The organism is Kitasatospora sp. NPDC090091, from assembly GCF_044747365.1.
GTDB lineage: Bacteria > Actinomycetota > Actinomycetes > Streptomycetales > Streptomycetaceae > Kitasatospora.
The window spans coordinates 189,389-206,258 of record NZ_JBIVDY010000011.1 but is presented as its reverse complement, the minus strand read 5'-3'; the positions used below and the strand labels follow the sequence as shown (position 1 = coordinate 206,258).

Annotated in this window: 10 protein-coding genes; 8 read left to right on the top strand and 2 right to left on the bottom strand. The window is 77.4% G+C overall.

The genetic code is table 11. From position 1 onward, the window contains the following. The first annotated feature begins 104 nt into the window (after nt 1-104). From ACIPSC_RS20765 to ACIPSC_RS20730, 8 genes are all read left to right on the top strand, one after another. Nucleotides 105-977 carry a hypothetical protein gene (locus tag ACIPSC_RS20765; protein ID WP_400827375.1) on the top strand — a complete coding sequence of 291 codons (873 nt, stop codon included), beginning with the start codon at nt 105-107 and terminating at the stop codon, nt 975-977. Between the two features lie 551 nt (nt 978-1,528). After that, a complete protein-coding gene (locus tag ACIPSC_RS20760) occupies nt 1,529-2,914 on the top strand; it encodes an MFS transporter (RefSeq protein ID WP_400827374.1) in 1,386 nt (461 codons plus the stop codon). Nucleotides 2,915-3,058: 144 nt separating this feature from the next. After that, nucleotides 3,059-4,387 (top strand): condensation domain-containing protein, encoded by a 1,329-nt coding sequence (locus tag ACIPSC_RS20755; protein ID WP_400827373.1) that lies wholly within the window; start codon nt 3,059-3,061, stop codon nt 4,385-4,387. A gap of 213 nt (nt 4,388-4,600) precedes the next feature. Continuing rightward, a complete protein-coding gene (locus tag ACIPSC_RS20750; RefSeq protein WP_400827372.1) occupies nt 4,601-7,762 on the top strand; it encodes an amino acid adenylation domain-containing protein in 3,162 nt (1,053 codons plus the stop codon). After that, on the top strand, nt 7,759-8,949 hold the full coding sequence (locus ACIPSC_RS20745) for an acyl-CoA dehydrogenase family protein (RefSeq protein ID WP_400827371.1): 1,191 nt from the start codon (nt 7,759-7,761) through the stop codon (nt 8,947-8,949). The genes ACIPSC_RS20750 and ACIPSC_RS20745 overlap by 4 nt, the downstream gene beginning before the upstream one ends. Nucleotides 8,950-8,997: 48 nt before the next feature. After that, a complete protein-coding gene (locus tag ACIPSC_RS20740; protein WP_400827370.1) occupies nt 8,998-10,863 on the top strand; it encodes a non-ribosomal peptide synthetase in 1,866 nt (621 codons plus the stop codon). 153 nt (nt 10,864-11,016) lie between these two features. Next, complete coding sequence (locus ACIPSC_RS20735; protein WP_400827369.1) at nt 11,017-12,969, top strand: non-ribosomal peptide synthetase; 1,953 nt, start codon at nt 11,017-11,019, stop codon at nt 12,967-12,969. Then, nucleotides 12,966-15,908 (top strand): condensation domain-containing protein, encoded by a 2,943-nt coding sequence (locus ACIPSC_RS20730; protein WP_400827367.1) that lies wholly within the window; start codon nt 12,966-12,968, stop codon nt 15,906-15,908. The genes ACIPSC_RS20735 and ACIPSC_RS20730 overlap by 4 nt, the downstream gene beginning before the upstream one ends. 165 nt (nt 15,909-16,073) lie before the next feature. Here the strand turns inward: ACIPSC_RS20730 and ACIPSC_RS20725 are convergent, their stop codons facing one another. Further along, nucleotides 16,074-16,409 (bottom strand): TcmI family type II polyketide cyclase, encoded by a 336-nt coding sequence (locus ACIPSC_RS20725; RefSeq protein ID WP_400827365.1) that lies wholly within the window; start codon nt 16,407-16,409, stop codon nt 16,074-16,076. A 5-nt stretch (nt 16,410-16,414) separates the two neighbouring features. After that, nucleotides 16,415-16,870: an SRPBCC family protein gene (locus tag ACIPSC_RS20720; RefSeq protein ID WP_400827364.1), complete on the bottom strand. Its 456-nt coding sequence runs from the start codon at nt 16,868-16,870 to the stop codon at nt 16,415-16,417.

Here is a 16,870-nt window from a genome sequence, read left to right as displayed (position 1 = left end):
GGACCGGCCGGATCCCCGGGGCGGGGCGTGACCGGACCCCGGGGAACCGGTGGCGCCCGCCCGCGTCTATCTTGATGGTCCACTGACACGAGAGGGAGCGGGCGATGGGCACGGTCGGTCGGAAGGTGGCCGCCGCGGCGGCCGCAGGGGTACTGCTGGGCGTGCTGACGGCCTGCAGCTCAGGGGGGTCGGAGGCGTCCCGGGACGCGGCGAAGGGCGGTGCGTCCGCCACCGCCACCGCCACCGCCGGCGCGGCCTCGGGCCAGGCCTCCGCCGCGGCCTCGCCCGCGGGTGCGGCGTCGGCCCCCGCGGGCGGTGCCACCGCCGCCGGCGGCGCGTCCGCCGCGGCCGGTTCGCCGGGCGCCTCCGGGACGGCCGGGGCGCCTGCGGGTGGTGCATCGACGCCGGGGGCGGGCGGCGGTTCCGGAGCCGGTGGCGCCCTGCCGGCGCCCACCGCGGACTCGGACGCGCTGGTGCTCGACGAGAAGCTCCTCCTGCAGCTGCTGCCCGACGGCAAGGCCATGACCGGCTGGGAGGAGGAGAAGCGGCGGGTCGACTCCGCCGACCACGCCACCACCTGCTCCGGCAGCGGGGCGTGCAGCGGCAAGCCGCTCAGCGGGACGGCCCGCTTCTCGCTCGGCGAGGTGACCGCGCGCTTCGCGATCGACACGCTGCCGACCAAGGCCGCCGCCAAGGAGAAGCTCGCCGAGGTGTACGCGTCGTACGCGGACGGGAGCAGGTACCGGGCGGTGGACATCGTGCCGCTGGGGAGCGAGTACCGCGCGTTCCAGGGCCAGCTGGCCGGCCGGGACGGGGTGAGCATCGTCCTGCGCTCCGGCACGCTGGTCGCCGCTGTGACCACCGAGGGCGGTCCGGCCGACCCGGCGGCGACGCGGAAGCTGGCCGTGATGCTCGTCCAGCGGATCGAGCAGGCCCAGGCGGGCAAGACCCCGGACGCCGCACTCGGCGCGGCCTGAGCCCGCACCACCCCGCCGCCGGCCCCGGCCACCTCCGGGTGCCCGAGGCCCGGACACCTTCCGACGCCCGGACACCTTCCGACGCCCGGACACCGCCGACGCCCGGACACCGCCGACGCCCGGACACCGACGTCCGCCCGACGCCGGTGGCCGGGCGTCGGCGTACCGGCGCGGCGGCGTGGGGAGCGCACGCGGCGGCCCGGGGGCGGGTGCGGCCGCGGGTGGCCGGGTGCCCGATAACACGGCGAGGCCACGTCCGGATGACGAATCGTCACTACTTTGCAGGTTCCGGCCATGTTGAAGGTGGCCGTCCGATGGCCAGATCATGCCCGTCCGGTATTCGGACAATGTGACGCGGATCCTGGTTTGGAATCCGTCCGGTCGGAATGCTGCTGGTCGGACTCCCGGTGGTGGTTCGGTCCGGCGGGGCATCGGGCCGGGGTGGAGCGCGACCGGGCCGGGGAAAGGGTGGAATCCGGCCGTTGTGGCGGAAGGCCGGAAACGAACCGACCGGTTGCCCGGTGTCGAATCGGTAACCGAGAGTCGTACTGATGAACGACATGCCTCGTCCGAACCCCGCCCGCCTGCTGGGTCTGCGCGACTTCCGCCTCCTCCTGTCGGGGGCCGTCGCGGCCCAAGTGGGGAGTCAGGTCACCCTGGTGGCGCTGCCGCTGGTCGCGGTGGTGGAGCTCGACGCCACGCCGTTCCAGGTCGGCCTGCTGACGGCGGCGGAGACCGCGGCCTTCCTGCTGGTCGGCCTTCCCGCGGGCGCCTGGCTGGACCGGATGCGCAAGCTGCCCGTACTGATCCGCGCCGACGTGGTGCGCTGCCTCGCCGTCGGGTCGATCCCGCCGGCCGCCGCCCTCGGCGTGCTGACGATGGCCCAGCTCTACCTGGTCGCCCTGGTCACCGGCGTGGCGACGGTCTTCTTCGACGTGGCCCACCAGTCCTTCCTTCCGGCGCTGCTGCCGAGGGAGCAGCTGGTCGCCGGCAACGGCGCGATCGAGACCGTCCGCTCCTCGGCCCAGGTCGCCGGCCCGGGGCTCGGCGGCGGGCTGGTCCAACTGCTCGGCGCACCGCTGGCGATCGTCGCCGACGCCGTCGGCTACCTCACCTCCGCGGTGGTGCTCGCCCGCATCCGCGCCGAGGAGGAACCGCCGCCCCCGCCGGACCCCGGGCGCTCGCTGCGCACGGAGATCGCCGAAGGCGTCGGGTTCGTGCTCCGGCACCCGCTGCTGCGGGCGATCGCCGCCGCCACCGCCGTCTCCAACCTCTTCGCCGCCGTCCTGATGGCCGTCCAGACGGTGTTCTGGGTCCGGGTGCTGGACCTCTCGCCCGCCGCCATCGGGGTCCTGCTCTCCGTCTCGGCGGTCGGGGGACTGGCCGGGGCGCTCTGCGCGGGCCCGCTGGCCCGGCGGGTCGGACAGGCCCGGCTGATCTGGCTCGCCCCCGTCCTCACCGGACCGTTCGCGCTGCTCTGGCCGCTGACCGGCGGCGGGGCCGGCGTGGTGCTGTTCGCGCTGGCCTCGGGCACGGTGCTGTTCGGCGCGGTGGTCTACAACGTCGCCCAGGTGAGCTTCCGGCAGGGCGTCTGCCCGCCCGGGCTGCTCGGCCGGATGAACGCGACGATGCGCTTCCTGGTCTGGGGCACCCTGCCGCTGGGTGCGCTGCTCGGCGGCGCCGTGGCCGACGCCGCCGGAGCGCGCGCCGCGCTCTGGGTCTGCGCCGCCGGGTTCCTGGTGGTGCCGCTGCCGGTGCTGCTCTCGCCGCTGCGCGGCATGCGGGAGCTGCCGACGGACGCCGGCCCGGCCGAGGCGCACGCCCCCGCAGACGGAGGCTCCGTCGAGGCGGGCGAGGCGGCCGCCCCGGGCGGGCCCGGCAGCGCCACCGTCGAGGCGGCCGCGCCCGCCCCGGAGGACGCCAGACCCGCCCGCTGACCCGCCCGGCCTGCACGTGCCGGCGGCCGCACCGGTCGCCCGGCGGGGCCGCGCTGCCCCCGAGTCCTGCCCCCGATCGGCGGATCCGATCCGCCGACCCGATCCGATCCGCCGAACCGCCGAACCGAAAGCGGAGATCCTTCCGTGCACTCCAGCATCACGGCCGCCTACCTCACCCGGTTCCGCTCCGTCGCCGCCGGCTCCTCCGCCGCCGGCTCCTCCGCCGCCGAATCTGGGGGCGGCGGGCTGCTCCCGCTCACCGGCGCCCAGCGCCGCTTCCTGATCGCCCGGCGGCGCGACCCGCAGAGCCGGACGGACGTCGTGCCGCTGTTCTTCGCCTACCCCCGGGGCACCGTCGACCTGCCGCGGCTGCACCGCGCCGCCGTCCGGCTGGCGGCCTCCCACCCCGCCCTGCGCGGCTCCTTCGCCACCGTGCGCGGCACGCCCGTGCTGCAGCTCGGCGGACCGTCGGTCGCGGTCGAGCGGGCGGAGACCGGCCCGGACGGCACGGCCGAGGAGGCGCTGCGCCGCGCCCTGCTCGACTGGCCGGCCGACGGCCCGGCCCTGCGCCTGCTGCTGGCGGCCGCCCCGGGCGACGAGGAGGAGCTGCTCGCCGTCGCCCTCGACCACGCGGCCTGTGACGAACAGTCGCTCGGCCTGGTCACCGCCGGGCTGGCCGCCGCCTACGCGGAGGACGGGCCGGCCGAGCCGGCCGCGGACGACGGGACGGCGGCCTACCGGGAGACGGTGGAGCTGCAGTTGGCGGCCGAGGACGCCGCCGCGAGCGCCGCCGCGCACGCGTACTGGGCCGCCCGGCTGGGCGGACTCGGCGGGGCCGGCGACACCGGTGACGCCGGCCCGGCGGCCCGGTCCACCGGGATGGTCACCCACCGGCTGCCGGCCGCCACCGGGGCGGCCCGCGGTGCGGTCTTCCCCGCGCTGCTGGACGCCGTCGGGGCCGCCGCCCACCGGCTCGGAGGAGGGGACCGGGCGCTCGCGCTCGGCTACCCGTGGGGCGGGCGGCCGCCCGGAGCCGCACCGGTGGTCGGGTGCTTCCTCAACACCCTGGTGCACCCCGCCGCGGGCCACCGCGCAGATACCGCCCTCGCCGGCCTCGACGAGCTGAGTGCGGCCTGGTGGGACGACCTCGACCACGCCGACACCCCGTTCGACGACGTGGTCCGGGCCGCCCGCTCCGCCGGGGCGCGCTGGTCCGGCGCCCTGGACGGGCTGCTGACCTTCGAGGACCTGCAGCGCCGCCCGCCGCTGGTGCTCGCCGGAACGGCGGGCCGTGAGACCCACCTGGCCGGACGCCCGCTGGCCGCGCCGCTGGCCGTCTCCGCCTCGCACGGCGACGATCTGCTGGTCCGGCTCGCCTGGGACCGCGACCGCTACCCGGACGCCGCCGCCGAGGCCGCCTTCGAGGCGCTGTTGTCGACCCTGCGCCGGCACCTGGGCGGCCCAACGGCCTGAGCCCGGCCGGGACGGCCCGGCGCCGGACCCCGCCGCCACCACCCCCCCCGAACCACCCTTCAGCCCCCGCCGGGCCGCCCGATCCGGGCGCACCCGCCCGGCGGTCGGCCGGCCACGCCCCCACCCCCGGCGCCGGCCGCGACCCGAGCCGGACGGCCACCGCCGCCCGGTTGCACAACCGAACAACCGCCCACCACCACAAGGGAGTTCGTCATGTTCCCGCTCTCCTCCTCGCAGGAGATCGTCTGGCTGCACGAGCAGATGCTGCCCGGCAGTCGCGCCTACAACTTCACCGCCGCCCTCGACCTCTGGGGCCCGCTCGACGCGGACGCGCTGCGCGCCGGAATGGCCGCGGTGCTCGCCCACCACCCCGGCCTGCGGCTGGAGTTGGTGGCCCGGCCGGAGGGTCTGCCCGCCCAGCGGGTCGGCACCCGGACCGAGCCCCGGCTGCGCACCAGCGACCTGGCCGGCGAGGCCGACCCCGAGGTCGCCTTCCAGACCCTGCTCCGGGCCGAGGCCGAGGAGCCGCTGGACACCTCGGCGGCGCCGCTGCTCCGCTGGCACCTCGTGCGCCTCGCCGAGGACCACCACCGGCTGATCCACGTCGAGCACCACCTGATCCACGACGGGCACTCCTTCGCGATCCTGCTCCGCGACCTCTTCACGGTCTACCGCGCACACGTCCTCGGCGAGCCCGCCGAGCTGCCCGCGGCCCGCTCGTACGAGGAGCACGTGCGCACCGCCGAGTCCGCCGCGGCGGACGCCCGGGAGCGCGGACTCGCCTTCTGGAAGCGGGAGTTGCAGGATGCCCCGCTCGACCTCACGCTGCCCGGGCTGGCCCGTCCGGGCGTCGCGCGCCGCCACCGGGGCGGGCAGCTGCGCCAGTCGGTCGGCGCCGACCTGGCCGAGCGGCTGCGCGAGCGGAGCCGGGAGGACGGCCACACCCCGTTCTCCACCCTTCTCACGCTCTTCGCCGAACTGCTGCGCCGCCACAGCGGACACCCGGAGCTGGTGGTCGGCACCGCGGTCGGCAACCGGCCGCAGGGCTTCGAGAGCGCCGTGGGCATGTTCGTCAACACGGTGCCGCTGCGGCTGCGGCTGGACCCGGCCGCCCCCGGCACCGAGGCGGTCGACGAGGTGACCGACGTCCTCTTCCGCGCGCTGCCCCACCAGGACGTCCCCGTCCAGGAGTTGACCCGCGCACTGGGCCGGCACACCAGCGGCGCCGACAACCCGCTGTTCGACGTGATGTTCAGCGCGCACGACGCGCCGCTGCCGGACATCCAGGCACCCGGGCTGGAGGTCTCGCTCTACGAGGGCTTCAACACCGGCACCACCCGCTTCGACCTGGACGTGGTGCTGCTGCCCGACGACCGCCGGGTGGTGGGCGAGAAGCACGGCGCGGCCGGAATGACCCTGGTCTGGGACTACGACGCGGACCTGTTCGGCGAGGAGACCGCCGAACTGCTCGCCGGGCGCCTGCTGGAGCTGCTGCGCCACTACCTCGACCGGCCGCAGGCCCCGATCGCCGAGCTGGCCTCGGCCACGTCCGAGCAGAGCGCCCCCGAGACAGCCCCCGAGCAGACCGCCCCCGAGCAGGAAGCCGCCGCGCGCGCCCTGGCTGCGGCCGCCGTCCTCGACCCCGCCGCCGCCCACGACCCGGCCGCCCTGGCCGTCCTCGCCGGCACCGAGCGGCTCAGCTACGGCGACCTCGACCGCCGGGTCGGCGAGCTGGTCGACCGCCTGCGGGCCGCCGGGGTGATGCCGGGCCAGCCGGTGGCCGCCGTCCTGCCGCGCGGGGTGGACAGCGTGGTCGCGCTGCTCGCCTGCCTGCGCCACGGCGCGGTGTACGCCCCGCTCTCCGCCGAGGACCCGGCGGCCCGCCTCGGCCTGCTGCTGGAGCGGCTGAGCCCGGCGCTGGTCCTCGCCACCCGGCAGAGCGCGCTCGCCCTGCCCGCCGAGGGCGTCACCCCGGCCCTGCTGGACGGCCCGGCGTTCCCCAAGGCCGAGCCGGCCGCCGTCCTCGACGGTGCCGCCTACCTCATCCACACCTCCGGCTCCACCGGCGTGCCCAAGCCGGTCCTGGTCGGCCGGGAGGCGCTGGTCGGCTATGCGGCCGCGATCGCCGGGCGGTACGGGCTGGACCCCGCCGACCGGGTGCTGCTCTTCGCCCGCCCGTCCTTCGACGTGGCGCTGGAGGAGGTGCTGCCCGCGCTGGCCGCCGGCGCCGCCCTGGTGGTGCCGCAGCGCGAGGTGCCGACCGGGCCGGAGCTGGTGGCCGTGCTCGCCGCCCGCGGCGTCACCGTCGCCAACCTGCCGACCAGCTACTACCTCGCCGTCCGGGAGGACCTGGCCGAGGCGCTGCGCGACGGCCGCTGGTCGCCTCGCCTGCTGGTGCTCGGCGGGGAGCGGCTGCCGGCCCGTGCCCTGCGCGGGCTGGCCGGCGCCACCACCGCCACCGTGCTGAACGCCTACGGCGTCACCGAGGCGACCGTCACCTCCACCGTGCACGAGGTCACCGAGGCCGACCTGGCCGAGGACGCCGCCGAGATCCCGCTCGGCACCGAGCTGCCCGGCGTGCGGGTGCACGTCCTGGACGACGGCCTCCACCCGCTGCCGGCCGGCGCCGTCGGGGAGCTGGCGATCGGCGGCGCGCTGCTCGCCGAGGGCTACCTCGGCCTGCCCGAGGTGACCGGGGCCCGCTTCGTGGCGGTGCCCGCGCTCGGGGGCGAGCGGGTCTACCGCACCGGCGACCGCGGCTACCGCGACCTGAAGGGCCGGCTCTGGTTCCTCGGCCGGCAGGACAACCAGGTGAAGCTGCGCGGCTACCGGATCGAGCTGGAGGAGATCGAGGCCGCGGCCTCCGCGGAGCTCGGCGGCCGCTCCTGCGCCGTCGTCCTCCACCACGACGAGGCGTCCGGCCCCCGGCTGCTCGGATTCCTGGAGGGCGCCGAGCAGCCCGACCAGGCCGCCCTGCACCAGGCGCTCGGCCGCCGGCTGCCCGGCGGGCTGGTCCCGGCCGCCTGGACGGCGCTGGACACCATGCCGCTGCTGCCCGGAGGCAAGCCCGACCGCGTCGCCCTGGCCCGGATCGCCGCCGAGGCCGGGCCGGCCGGCGAGCCGGCGCAGGCGCAGCCGCAGGCCTTCACCGACCCCGGACAGGCCCTGGTCGCCGAGGCCTGGCAGGAGGTGCTGGGCCACGACCGCTTCACCGCGGACTCGCACTTCTTCGAGGTCGGCGGCCACTCGCTGCTCGCCGCCCGGCTCGCGGCCTGGCTGGAGCCGCGCCTGGGCAGCCGCCCGCAGCTGCGCACCCTCTTCCAGCACCCCGTCCTGGCCGACCAGGCCCGCGCCCTGACCGGAGCGAACCAGTGAGCACCTCCGCGCTGTCCACCCCCTCCAGCGTCCTCGAAGCCGGCCACCGCGAGCTCGTCGACGCCTTCGAGAGCTTCGTCCGCCGCGAACTCGTGCCGCTCGCTGCCGAGTTGCCCGAGACCGCCGACCAGATCCCGGCCGATCTGCGGGCCTACGTCCGCAAGCGCTCCGCCGCCCTCGGCTTCTACGCCGGCGACTACCCCGAGGAACTCGGCGGCGCGGACATGCCGTTCACCGCCGTCGTGCTGCTCCACCACGCCGCCGGGCGCAGCGGCTGCCCGCTGGCGCCGTACGCGCTGGCCGGTTCGGACGGGCCCAGCCCGCTGCTGCGGCACGGCACCCCCGAGCAGATCGAGCGCCACCTCGTCCCGCTGGTCCGCGGGGAGAAGGCGCGCTGCCTCGCGCTCACCGAGCCGCAGGCCGGCTCCGACGCGTTCCGGCTCACCACCACCGCGGTCCGCGACGGCGACGGCTGGGTGCTGAACGGCCGCAAGACCTTCGTCAGCAACGCCGACCGGGCCGACATCGCCCTGGTCGTCACCGCCACCGACCTCGGTGAGGGCGCCGGCCCGACCGGCGGCGCCACCGCCTTCGTCCTCCCCATGGACCACCCGGGCCTGCGGATCGGCCAGCGCTACGAGGGCATGTCCGGCGAGCCGCTGTTCGAGCTCACCCTGGACCAGGTGCGGGCGCCGATGGACGCGGTGATCGGCGGCGAGGAGGGCGTCGGCGCCGCCACCGCGCTCGCCATGGACAGCCTCTCCCGCGGCCGCCTGGTGGTCGCCGCGATGTGCAACGGCATCGCCGAGTACGCGCTCCGCCTGGGCGTCGAGTACGCCCGGGAGCGGCAGGCCTTCGGCGAGCCGATCGGCAACTACCAGCACGTCCAGGAGCACCTGGTGGCCACCCGGGCCGAGGTGGAGGCCTCCAAGCTGCTCACCCTGGCCTGTGCCCGGCTGGTGGACGACGGCACCGAGGCCCCCGAGAACGCCGCGCTGGCCAAACTGACCGCCTCCGAGACCGCCGTCCGGGCGGTGGACCGCTCGCTCCAGGTGCACGGCGCCACCGGCTGGGTGCGCGGGCACCCGCTGGAGTTCCTGTACCGCTACGTCCGGATGACGACGATCATCGAGGGGACCTCCGAGGTCCAGAAGGTGATCGTCGCCCGGGCGATGGGCCTGGGCTGAGCCGCTCCGCCCTGCGACAACAGCCACGCGACCTTCGGAGAAACCCTCATGACTGATCGTCAGTCCGAGCTCGGCATCGGCTACGGCCGGCCGCACCAGGACGGTGCGGTGCTCGACCTCTTCACCCACTGGGTCCACCGGACCCCGGACGCCCCCGCGCTGGTCGACGGCGCGCGCAGCTGGAGCTACGCCGAACTCGACCGGCTCGCCGCCGAGGCGGCCGAGAGCCTGAAGGACCGGGTGGGCCCCGGCGACCTGGTCGGCGTCTGCCTGGACCACTCGGCCGCGCTGGTCGCCGCCACCCTGGCCGTGGCCCGGCTCGGCGCCGTTCACCTGCCGCTCGGCCCTCGCCCCGGAGAGCGGCGGCTGCAGGCCGTCGCCGAACAGCTCCGCCCGGCCTGCCTGATCGGCGACCCGGAGCTGCTGCCGCCCGCCCACCGGGCCGGCGAGCAGCTGCCGTTGGCGCTCCCGGCGGAGGGGGCGAACGCCGCCGCCACCGTGGTCGCCGCCTTTGCCGCTCCCGCCGCCGAGGCCGACGGCGACGCGGCCGGCGTCCGTGCCCCGGCCGGCACTCACTACGCCGTCCTCACCTCCGGCTCCACCGGCACCCCCAAGGCGGTGGCCGTCGGCGAGTCCGCGCTCGGCGCGCTGCTGCAGTGGTACCGGCAGCTGACCGGCCTCGGCCCCGGCGACCGGCACAGCCTGCTGATCGGCGTCGCCTTCGACCCGCACCTGATGGAGCTCTGGGCCACCCTCACCTCGGGCGCCGCCCTCAGCGTCGCCCCCGACGCCGTCCGGTGGGACCGGTCCGCGCTCACCGACTGGTGGCGCGAGGCCGGCATCACCGTCGCCGTCCTGCCGACCCCGCTCGCCGAGCCCGTACTGGACCGTCCGTGGCCGGCCGGACTGGCCCTGCGTCACCTCTGCATCGGCGGCGACCGGCTGCGCCGCACCCCCGGGCCGGACGTCACCGCCACCGTCCACAACGCGTACGGGCCGGCCGAGGCCACCGTCGTCACCAGCGTCCACACCATGCCGCCGGGCGGTGGCCACGGCACCGACGCGCCGCCGATCGGCCTGCCGATCCCCGGCGTGGTGGTGCTGGTGGCCGGCCCGGACGGCCGGCCGGTGCCGCGCGGGCAGGCCGGCGAACTGCTGGTCGGCGGCCGGGGGTTGGCCATCGGCTACCTGGACGCGGAGCTCACCGCCCGCCGCTTCGTCGAGGCACCGGCCGGGATCGAGGGCGCCGACCGGGTCTACCGCACCGGCGACCGGGTGCTGATGCGCCCGGACGGTGTGCTGGAGTTCCTCGGACGGCTGGACGACCAGGTCAAGGTGAGCGGCGTGCGGATCGAGCCCGCCGAGGTCGAGGCCGCGTTCGAGCGCGACCCGTGGGTGCGGCGGGCCGTCGTGGCGGCCCGGCCCGGCCCGGCGGGCGGCGTGCAGCTGGTCGCCTTCGTCCAGCCCGCGCCGAGCGGGGAGGCGCCGGCCGGCGAGGCGCCCGCGGCGGCCGAGCTGCTGGACGCCGTCCGGCCCTGGCTGCCGGAGCAGGCCGTGCCCACGGCGGTCCGGCTGGTCGAGGCCTTCCCGCTGGACGCCAACGGCAAGGTCGACCGGTCGGCCCTGCTCGCCGCCACGGAGCCGGTCCGCCCGGCCGCCCCGGAGGAGGAGGACGCGAGCCCCGCCGAGCGGACCGTCCTGCGGCTCTGCCGTGAGCTGCTCGGCCGGCCCGACCTCGGCCTCGCCGACAACTTCCTGGACGCGGGCGGGACTTCGATCGTCGCCGCGCGCCTGCTGGCCGCCCTGGAGGAGGAGTGCGGCGTCCGGCTGCGCGCCCCGCAGCTGCTGCGCCAGCCCGACCTGCGCGCCGTCGGGCGGCTGGTCGGGGAACGGCTGCCCAGCGCCGTCGGCTGACGGCCCGGCTGCCCTCCTCCAGGGCCTGTTTTCAAACTCCCGCCTGCCCTCCGGGCGGACGACGGAATTTTGAAACAGGCCCCTGGCCCCGTCCGTACCCCGTAGCAGGGCGCCCCCGGCAGCGACCGGGGGCGCCCGGAAGGGAAGACACCCATGACTGCTCCCACCCGCCTGGGCGGCCCCGCGCCGGAGCGCCCGGCCGCGGCCACCGCCGCCGAGTCCGCCGCCACCACCGTCCCCGCCCTGATCGCCCGGTACGCCGGGCAGCACCCGTGCGCGCTGGCCGTGACCGACGGCTCCATCAGCCTGACCTACCGCGAACTCGTCGACGCCGCAAGCCGGTTGGCCGCCGAGCTGGGCCGCCGCGGAGTCCGCCCCGGCAGCGCCGTCGGCCTGCTCTGTGCCCGCTCCACCCGGCTGGTCGTCGCCGAACTCGCCGTCTGGTGGGCGGGCGGCCACGTCGTCCCGCTCGACCCGGCCTACCCCCGGCCGCGCATCGCCGAGATGACCGGGGACGCCGGCGTCCGGCTCACCCTGGGCGACAAGGCGCTGCTCGCGGACGCCGGACTGGCCGACGACCAGGTCCTCGTCCTGACCGAGACCGGCCCGTCCGAGAGCGGCGCCGCCGGGACCGGCACGGCCGCGGGACCGACGGCCGACGGCCTCGCGGACCGGCCCGCCGCCACCCCGGAGGCGGTCGCCCTGGTGCACTACACCTCCGGCTCCACCGGCCGCCCGAAGGGCGTCCAGGTGCCGCACGCCGCCGTCGCCGACCTGGCCACCGCGCCCGACTCGGTGCGGCTCGGCCCCGGCGACCGCGTGCTCTTCCACTCGCCCGCCACCTTCGACGCCGCCACCTTCGAGCTCTGGGCGCCGCTGGCCCGCGGCGCCGCCGTCGCCGTCTCGCCCGCCGAACGGCCCACCGCCGAGGAACTCGCCCGGGACGTCGAGCGGTTCGGCGTCACCACGGCGTTCCTCACCACCGCGCTCTTCCACCAGCTGGCCGCCCGCAGGTCCCGGATCTTCGGCGTGCTCCGCACCGTCGTGGCCGGCGGCGAGGCGCTGGCCGCCGAGCACGCCGGCGCGGTGCTCCGGGCGTTCCCCTGGCTGACCCTGGTCAACGGCTACGGCCCCACCGAGGCCACCACCTTCGCCACCCTGCACCGGGTGGAGCCGGCCGACTGCGCGGGCCCGGTGCCGATCGGCCGCCCGTTCGGCGGCGCCCGCGCCTACGTCCTGGACGACGCGCAGGCACCGGTGCCGGACGGCACCCGCGGCGAGCTCTGGATCGCCGGAACCCGGCTGGCCCTCGGCTACCTGGGCCGGCCGGAGCTGACGGCCGAGCGGTTCCGGGACCTCCCCGGCATCGGCCGCGCCTACCGCACCGGTGACCTCGCCGTCCGGCGGCCCGACGGCACCCTGGAGTTCCACGGGCGCCTCGACGACCAGGTGAAGGTGCGCGGCTTCCGGATCGAGCCCGGCGAGATCGAGCACGCGCTGCGCGCCTTCCCCGAGGTGGCCGAGGCCGCCGTGGTGGTCCGCCGGGCCGGCCGGGAGGACGCGGCGCTGACCGCCTGCGTGGTGCCGGCCGAGGGCACCCGGCCGGCCCCGGAGGCGCTGCGCCGCCGACTGGCCGAGCGGTTGCCGGCCCACCTGGTGCCGACCGCCTGGACCGTCCTGGACGCGCTGCCGCTCACCGGGACCGGCAAGGTCGACCGCCGGGCGCTCGCCGGGGACGACACCGCACCCGCCCCGGCCGAAGGGGCCGATCCGGCCACGGCGGCCGCGGCCCTGACGCCGATCCAGCAGGTCGTCGCCGAGGCCTGGTCGCGGGCGCTGGAGCGCCCGGTGACCGCGCCCGACGCGGACTTCTTCGCCGAGGGCGGCCACTCGCTGCTGGCCATGTGGGTGGTCGACGACCTGCGCGAGGACCTGGGTGTCGAACTCCCGCTCGGCGACTTCCTCGACCACCCCACGGTGGCCGGCCAGGCCGCCCTGATCGAACGCGCCCTGCTCGCGGCCGACGACGCAGCGCCCGACGACGCAGCGCCCGGCGACACCGAGGCGGGCGAGCCCGCCGCGTACCTCCTGGAGCCGACCCGATGACCTCCACCACCGGCCACCCGGGCGACCACGCCGCCCGCCAGGCCGACCTGCTGGCCCGCGCCCGCCGCCGCTCCGGCGCCGAGCGCGCCCGGACCGCCCCGCCGCTCGCCCACGCGGCCACCGCCGAACCCGCCCCGCTCTCCCACGCCCAGCAGCGGATGTGGCTGATGGACAGCCTCGGCCAGGGCGGCGCCCGCTACCACGTCCCGCTCGCCACCCGGCTGCGCGGCCCGCTCGACCCCGAGGCCCTCGCCACCGCACTGACCGCGCTCACCGCCCGCCACGCCGTGCTCCGCACGCGCTACCGGCAGCGGGACGGCCGGCCCCGTCAGGAGGTCGGCCCGGTCGTCCGGGTGCCGGTCGCCGTGGTCCCCGCCGCCGAGCAGGACGCCCCGGCGCTGCTGCACGAGGAGGCGGCGCGCCCGTTCGACCTCGCCACCGGCCCGGTCCTGCGCGCGCTCGCCCTGCGGCACGCCCCGGACGACCACACCCTGTTGCTGACCGTCCACCACATCGCCGTCGACGGCGGCTCCCTGTCCGTGCTCACCGCCGACCTGGGGGCCCTCTACGCGGCGGCGGTCGAGGGCCGGCCGGCGGACCTGCCCGACCCCGGGCCGCAGTACGCCGACTACGCCCGCTGGGAGCGCGGCCGCGACGCCGAACTCGCGGCCGCGGCCGACGAGCGGGCCGCCCGGCTGGCCGGCACCCGGCCGCTCCCGCTGCTGCGCCCGGTACCGCCCGGCACCCCCGAGCGGCGGGCCGCCCTGCACACCGCCCCGCTCCCGGCCGCCACCCTGGAGGACCTGCGGCAGCTCGGCGCACGCCACGGTGCCACCCTCTTCACCGTCGTCCTCGCCGCGGCCTTCGCCACCCTGCGGATCGCCACCGGCGAGCCCGACCTCACCCTCGGCTGCGCCGGCGGCCACCGCGCCAGGCCCGAACTGCGCCGCCTGGTGGGCCTCCAGGTCAACACTCTGCCGGTCCGCGCGGACCTCTCCGGCGATCCGCGGTTCACCGAGGTCCTGGCGGGCGTCCGGGCGGCCCAGCTGGACGCGCAGCAGCACCAGCACGTCCCCTTCGACCTGGTCGTCGCCAGGCTCGACGCCACCGCCCGCGGCACGGACGGCACCCCGCCGCTCGCCGTGAGCTGCGACGTCGTCCGCCCGGCCGAGCCGCTGGCGCTGCCCGGCCTGACGGCGGAGGCGGTCGAGATCGAGCTCGGGCTGGCCAAGTTCGGCCTCACCCTGCTGGTCGAGGACGGCCCCCGGCCGCGCTGCCTGCTCCAGCACGACCCGGCCGCCCTCGACGCCGAGCCGGCCGGCCGGCTGCTCGCCGGCTTCGCCGAGCTGCTCGCCGCCGTCGCCGCCGACCCGGACCGCCGCCTCTCGGCGCTGCCGGGCACCCTGCTCGCCCCGGCGGCACCCGCCGCGGAGCCCCCGGCAGAGTCCACCGGCACCGGGCCCGGCACCGGGCCGGAGCCGCCGCACCCCGCCGTCGCCGCGCTGCTGGCCGACCCCCGGGTCGCCGACGCCGCCGTGGTGCACCCCGCGGCCGGCCCGGCCCTCGCCTTCGCCGTCGTCCGCGGCCCAGGCGCACCGAGCGGCGCCGACCTGCGCGCCGCGCTGCGCCGCCGGCTCCCGGCGGACCGGCTCCCGGCCGCCGTGACCCTGCTGGACGCGCTGCCGCGCACCGCCGACGGCGGGCTCGACCCCGCCCGTCTCCCCGGAGCGCCCGCCCCGGCACAGCCGTCGGCCGAGACGCCGCGGCTGGAGGCGGTCCGGGACGCCTTCGCCGAGCTGCTGGGCAGCAGGCCGCCGGCGGACGGCGACTTCTTCCAGCTGGGCGGCCACTCGCTGGTCGCCGTCCAGCTGGCCGAGCGCCTGCGCACCCGGGCCGGCCTGCCGCTGACCGGCCTGGACGTGCTGGAGCAGCGCACCCCGCGGGCGCTGGCCGCGCTGCTCGACGAGCGCGCCACCGAGCGCCGGGCGGCCCTGGCCCGGCGCACCGGACCGACGACCGGGACCACCCGGGTCGGGACGGTGCTGCTCACCGGCGCCACCGGAGGGGTCGGCGCCGCGGTGCTGCAGGAGCTGACGGCCCAGGGCCGGCCGGTGCGGGCACTGGTCCGGCCGGAGTCGGCGCACCTGGTGGCCCGCACCGGCGCCGAGGTCGCCGAGGGGGACCTCGGCGATCCGGACAGCCTGCGCCGCGCGGTGGACGGCGTCGACGCGGTGATCCACGCCGCCTGCACCTTCACGGAGCACGCGGTCGACGTCGCCGCGATGCGCGTCCTGGTGGACGGCTGGCGCGGCAGCGGCCCCTTCGTCTTCGTCAGCAGCATCGACGCCTACGGCCGCCCGGCGGCGCACGAGGTCCCCGAGGGCGCGCCGGCCACCGGGCCGGTCAGCCCGTACGGGCAGGCCAAGGCGGAGTGCGAGCGGATCCTGCTGGCCGCGGCCGGTACCGGCGGCCGCGGCCCGGGGGTGGTGGTCCGTTCCCCGCTGGTCTGGGGACCGCACCGGCGGCTGCGCGACCAGCTCCGCTGGGGTGCGACCGGCGCGCTCTACCAGGCCGCCCTGGCGAACCGGCCGATCGCGCTGCCGATGCCGCCGGCGGGCGCCGGCCCGGACCACCACGTGGCCTGCTGGGTGCACGCGGCGGCCCTCGCCCGGGCGGTGGCGGGCTGTGCGGACGGCGGGGCGGGGACGGCCCGCGCGGCCGGCCGGATCGTCAACGCGGTCTCCGGCCACGTCCCCTGGCCCGAGTTCACCGCCGAGCTGGTCCGGCTGCTGGGCTCGTCCAGCCCGCTGGAGGAGACGGCGGACGCGGACCCCGAGCTGCTGCGGCCCTGGCGCTACCGGGCGGACGCGCTCGCCGACCTGCTGCGTCCGGAGCCGGGCGAGGACTGGCACACCGTCCTCGCCGCCATGACCGGCTGAGCCGGGCCCGCACCCGCCGTGCCTCCGGCCCGGCCCCGACGCACGGCACGCCGGTGCCCCGCAGGATCGCCTGCGGGGCACCGGCGTGTGCGGGCGCGTCCGGGCGGCTGCCCGGCGGCACCCGGCGGGGTGCCGGTCGTCCGGGTGCGGGCCGTCCGGCCCCGGTCAGTTGAGGCCGGGACGCTCCCAGCGGTAGAACTCACGCGCCATGGCGTCCTTGGGCTCCCGCCAGGTGGCCGGGTCGTACGCCTGGACGTAGGCGGTGAGGGCGTCGCTGACCGCCCGGAACTCCGGGTGGCCGATCACCTTGGCGACGGCCGGGCCCGGCGGGCGGTCGGCCTCGATCAGGTGCAGGTAGACGTCGCCGAACTGGAACAGGCTCCGCCCGGTGACGCCGATCAGCTGCGGCAGTTCACCGCGGTCGGACTCGGCGAACACCTCGGCGATGCCGTCGGCCGCCCCGGGCTTCATCCGGGCGACGATCAGTGCGCGATGGGTCATCGGACTCACACCTCCGCGGCCTTCTTCTCGACCTTCTCGCGGATCAGCTGCATCTGGATGCGCGAGTTGCGGTTGATGTGGTTGACCATGCCGTCGTCGTCCACCGGTGCGGTCGGCTTCATCGCGAAGTCCTGCACCCAGCGCATCCGGGTGCCGGCCGGGACCTCCGCGTACTCCCAGCGGATGTCCATGAACTCGAACGGACCGGGCTCGACCCGGCGGGCCTGCACCGCGAGCGAGGACCGGTCGGTGGTGCGCTCGGAGACCCAGCTCCACACCTGCCCGTTCTCGTCGGGGTGCATGGTGAGCCGGAAGCGCACGCGGTCGCCGTCGCGCTCCAGCACCTCCACGGACGCGTACTCGCTGAACAGCTGCGGCCAGTTCTCCAGGTCGTTGGTGATCTCCCAGACCAGGTCGAGCGGCGCGGCGATGACGATCTCGTTGTCGGTGTGTCCGGACAT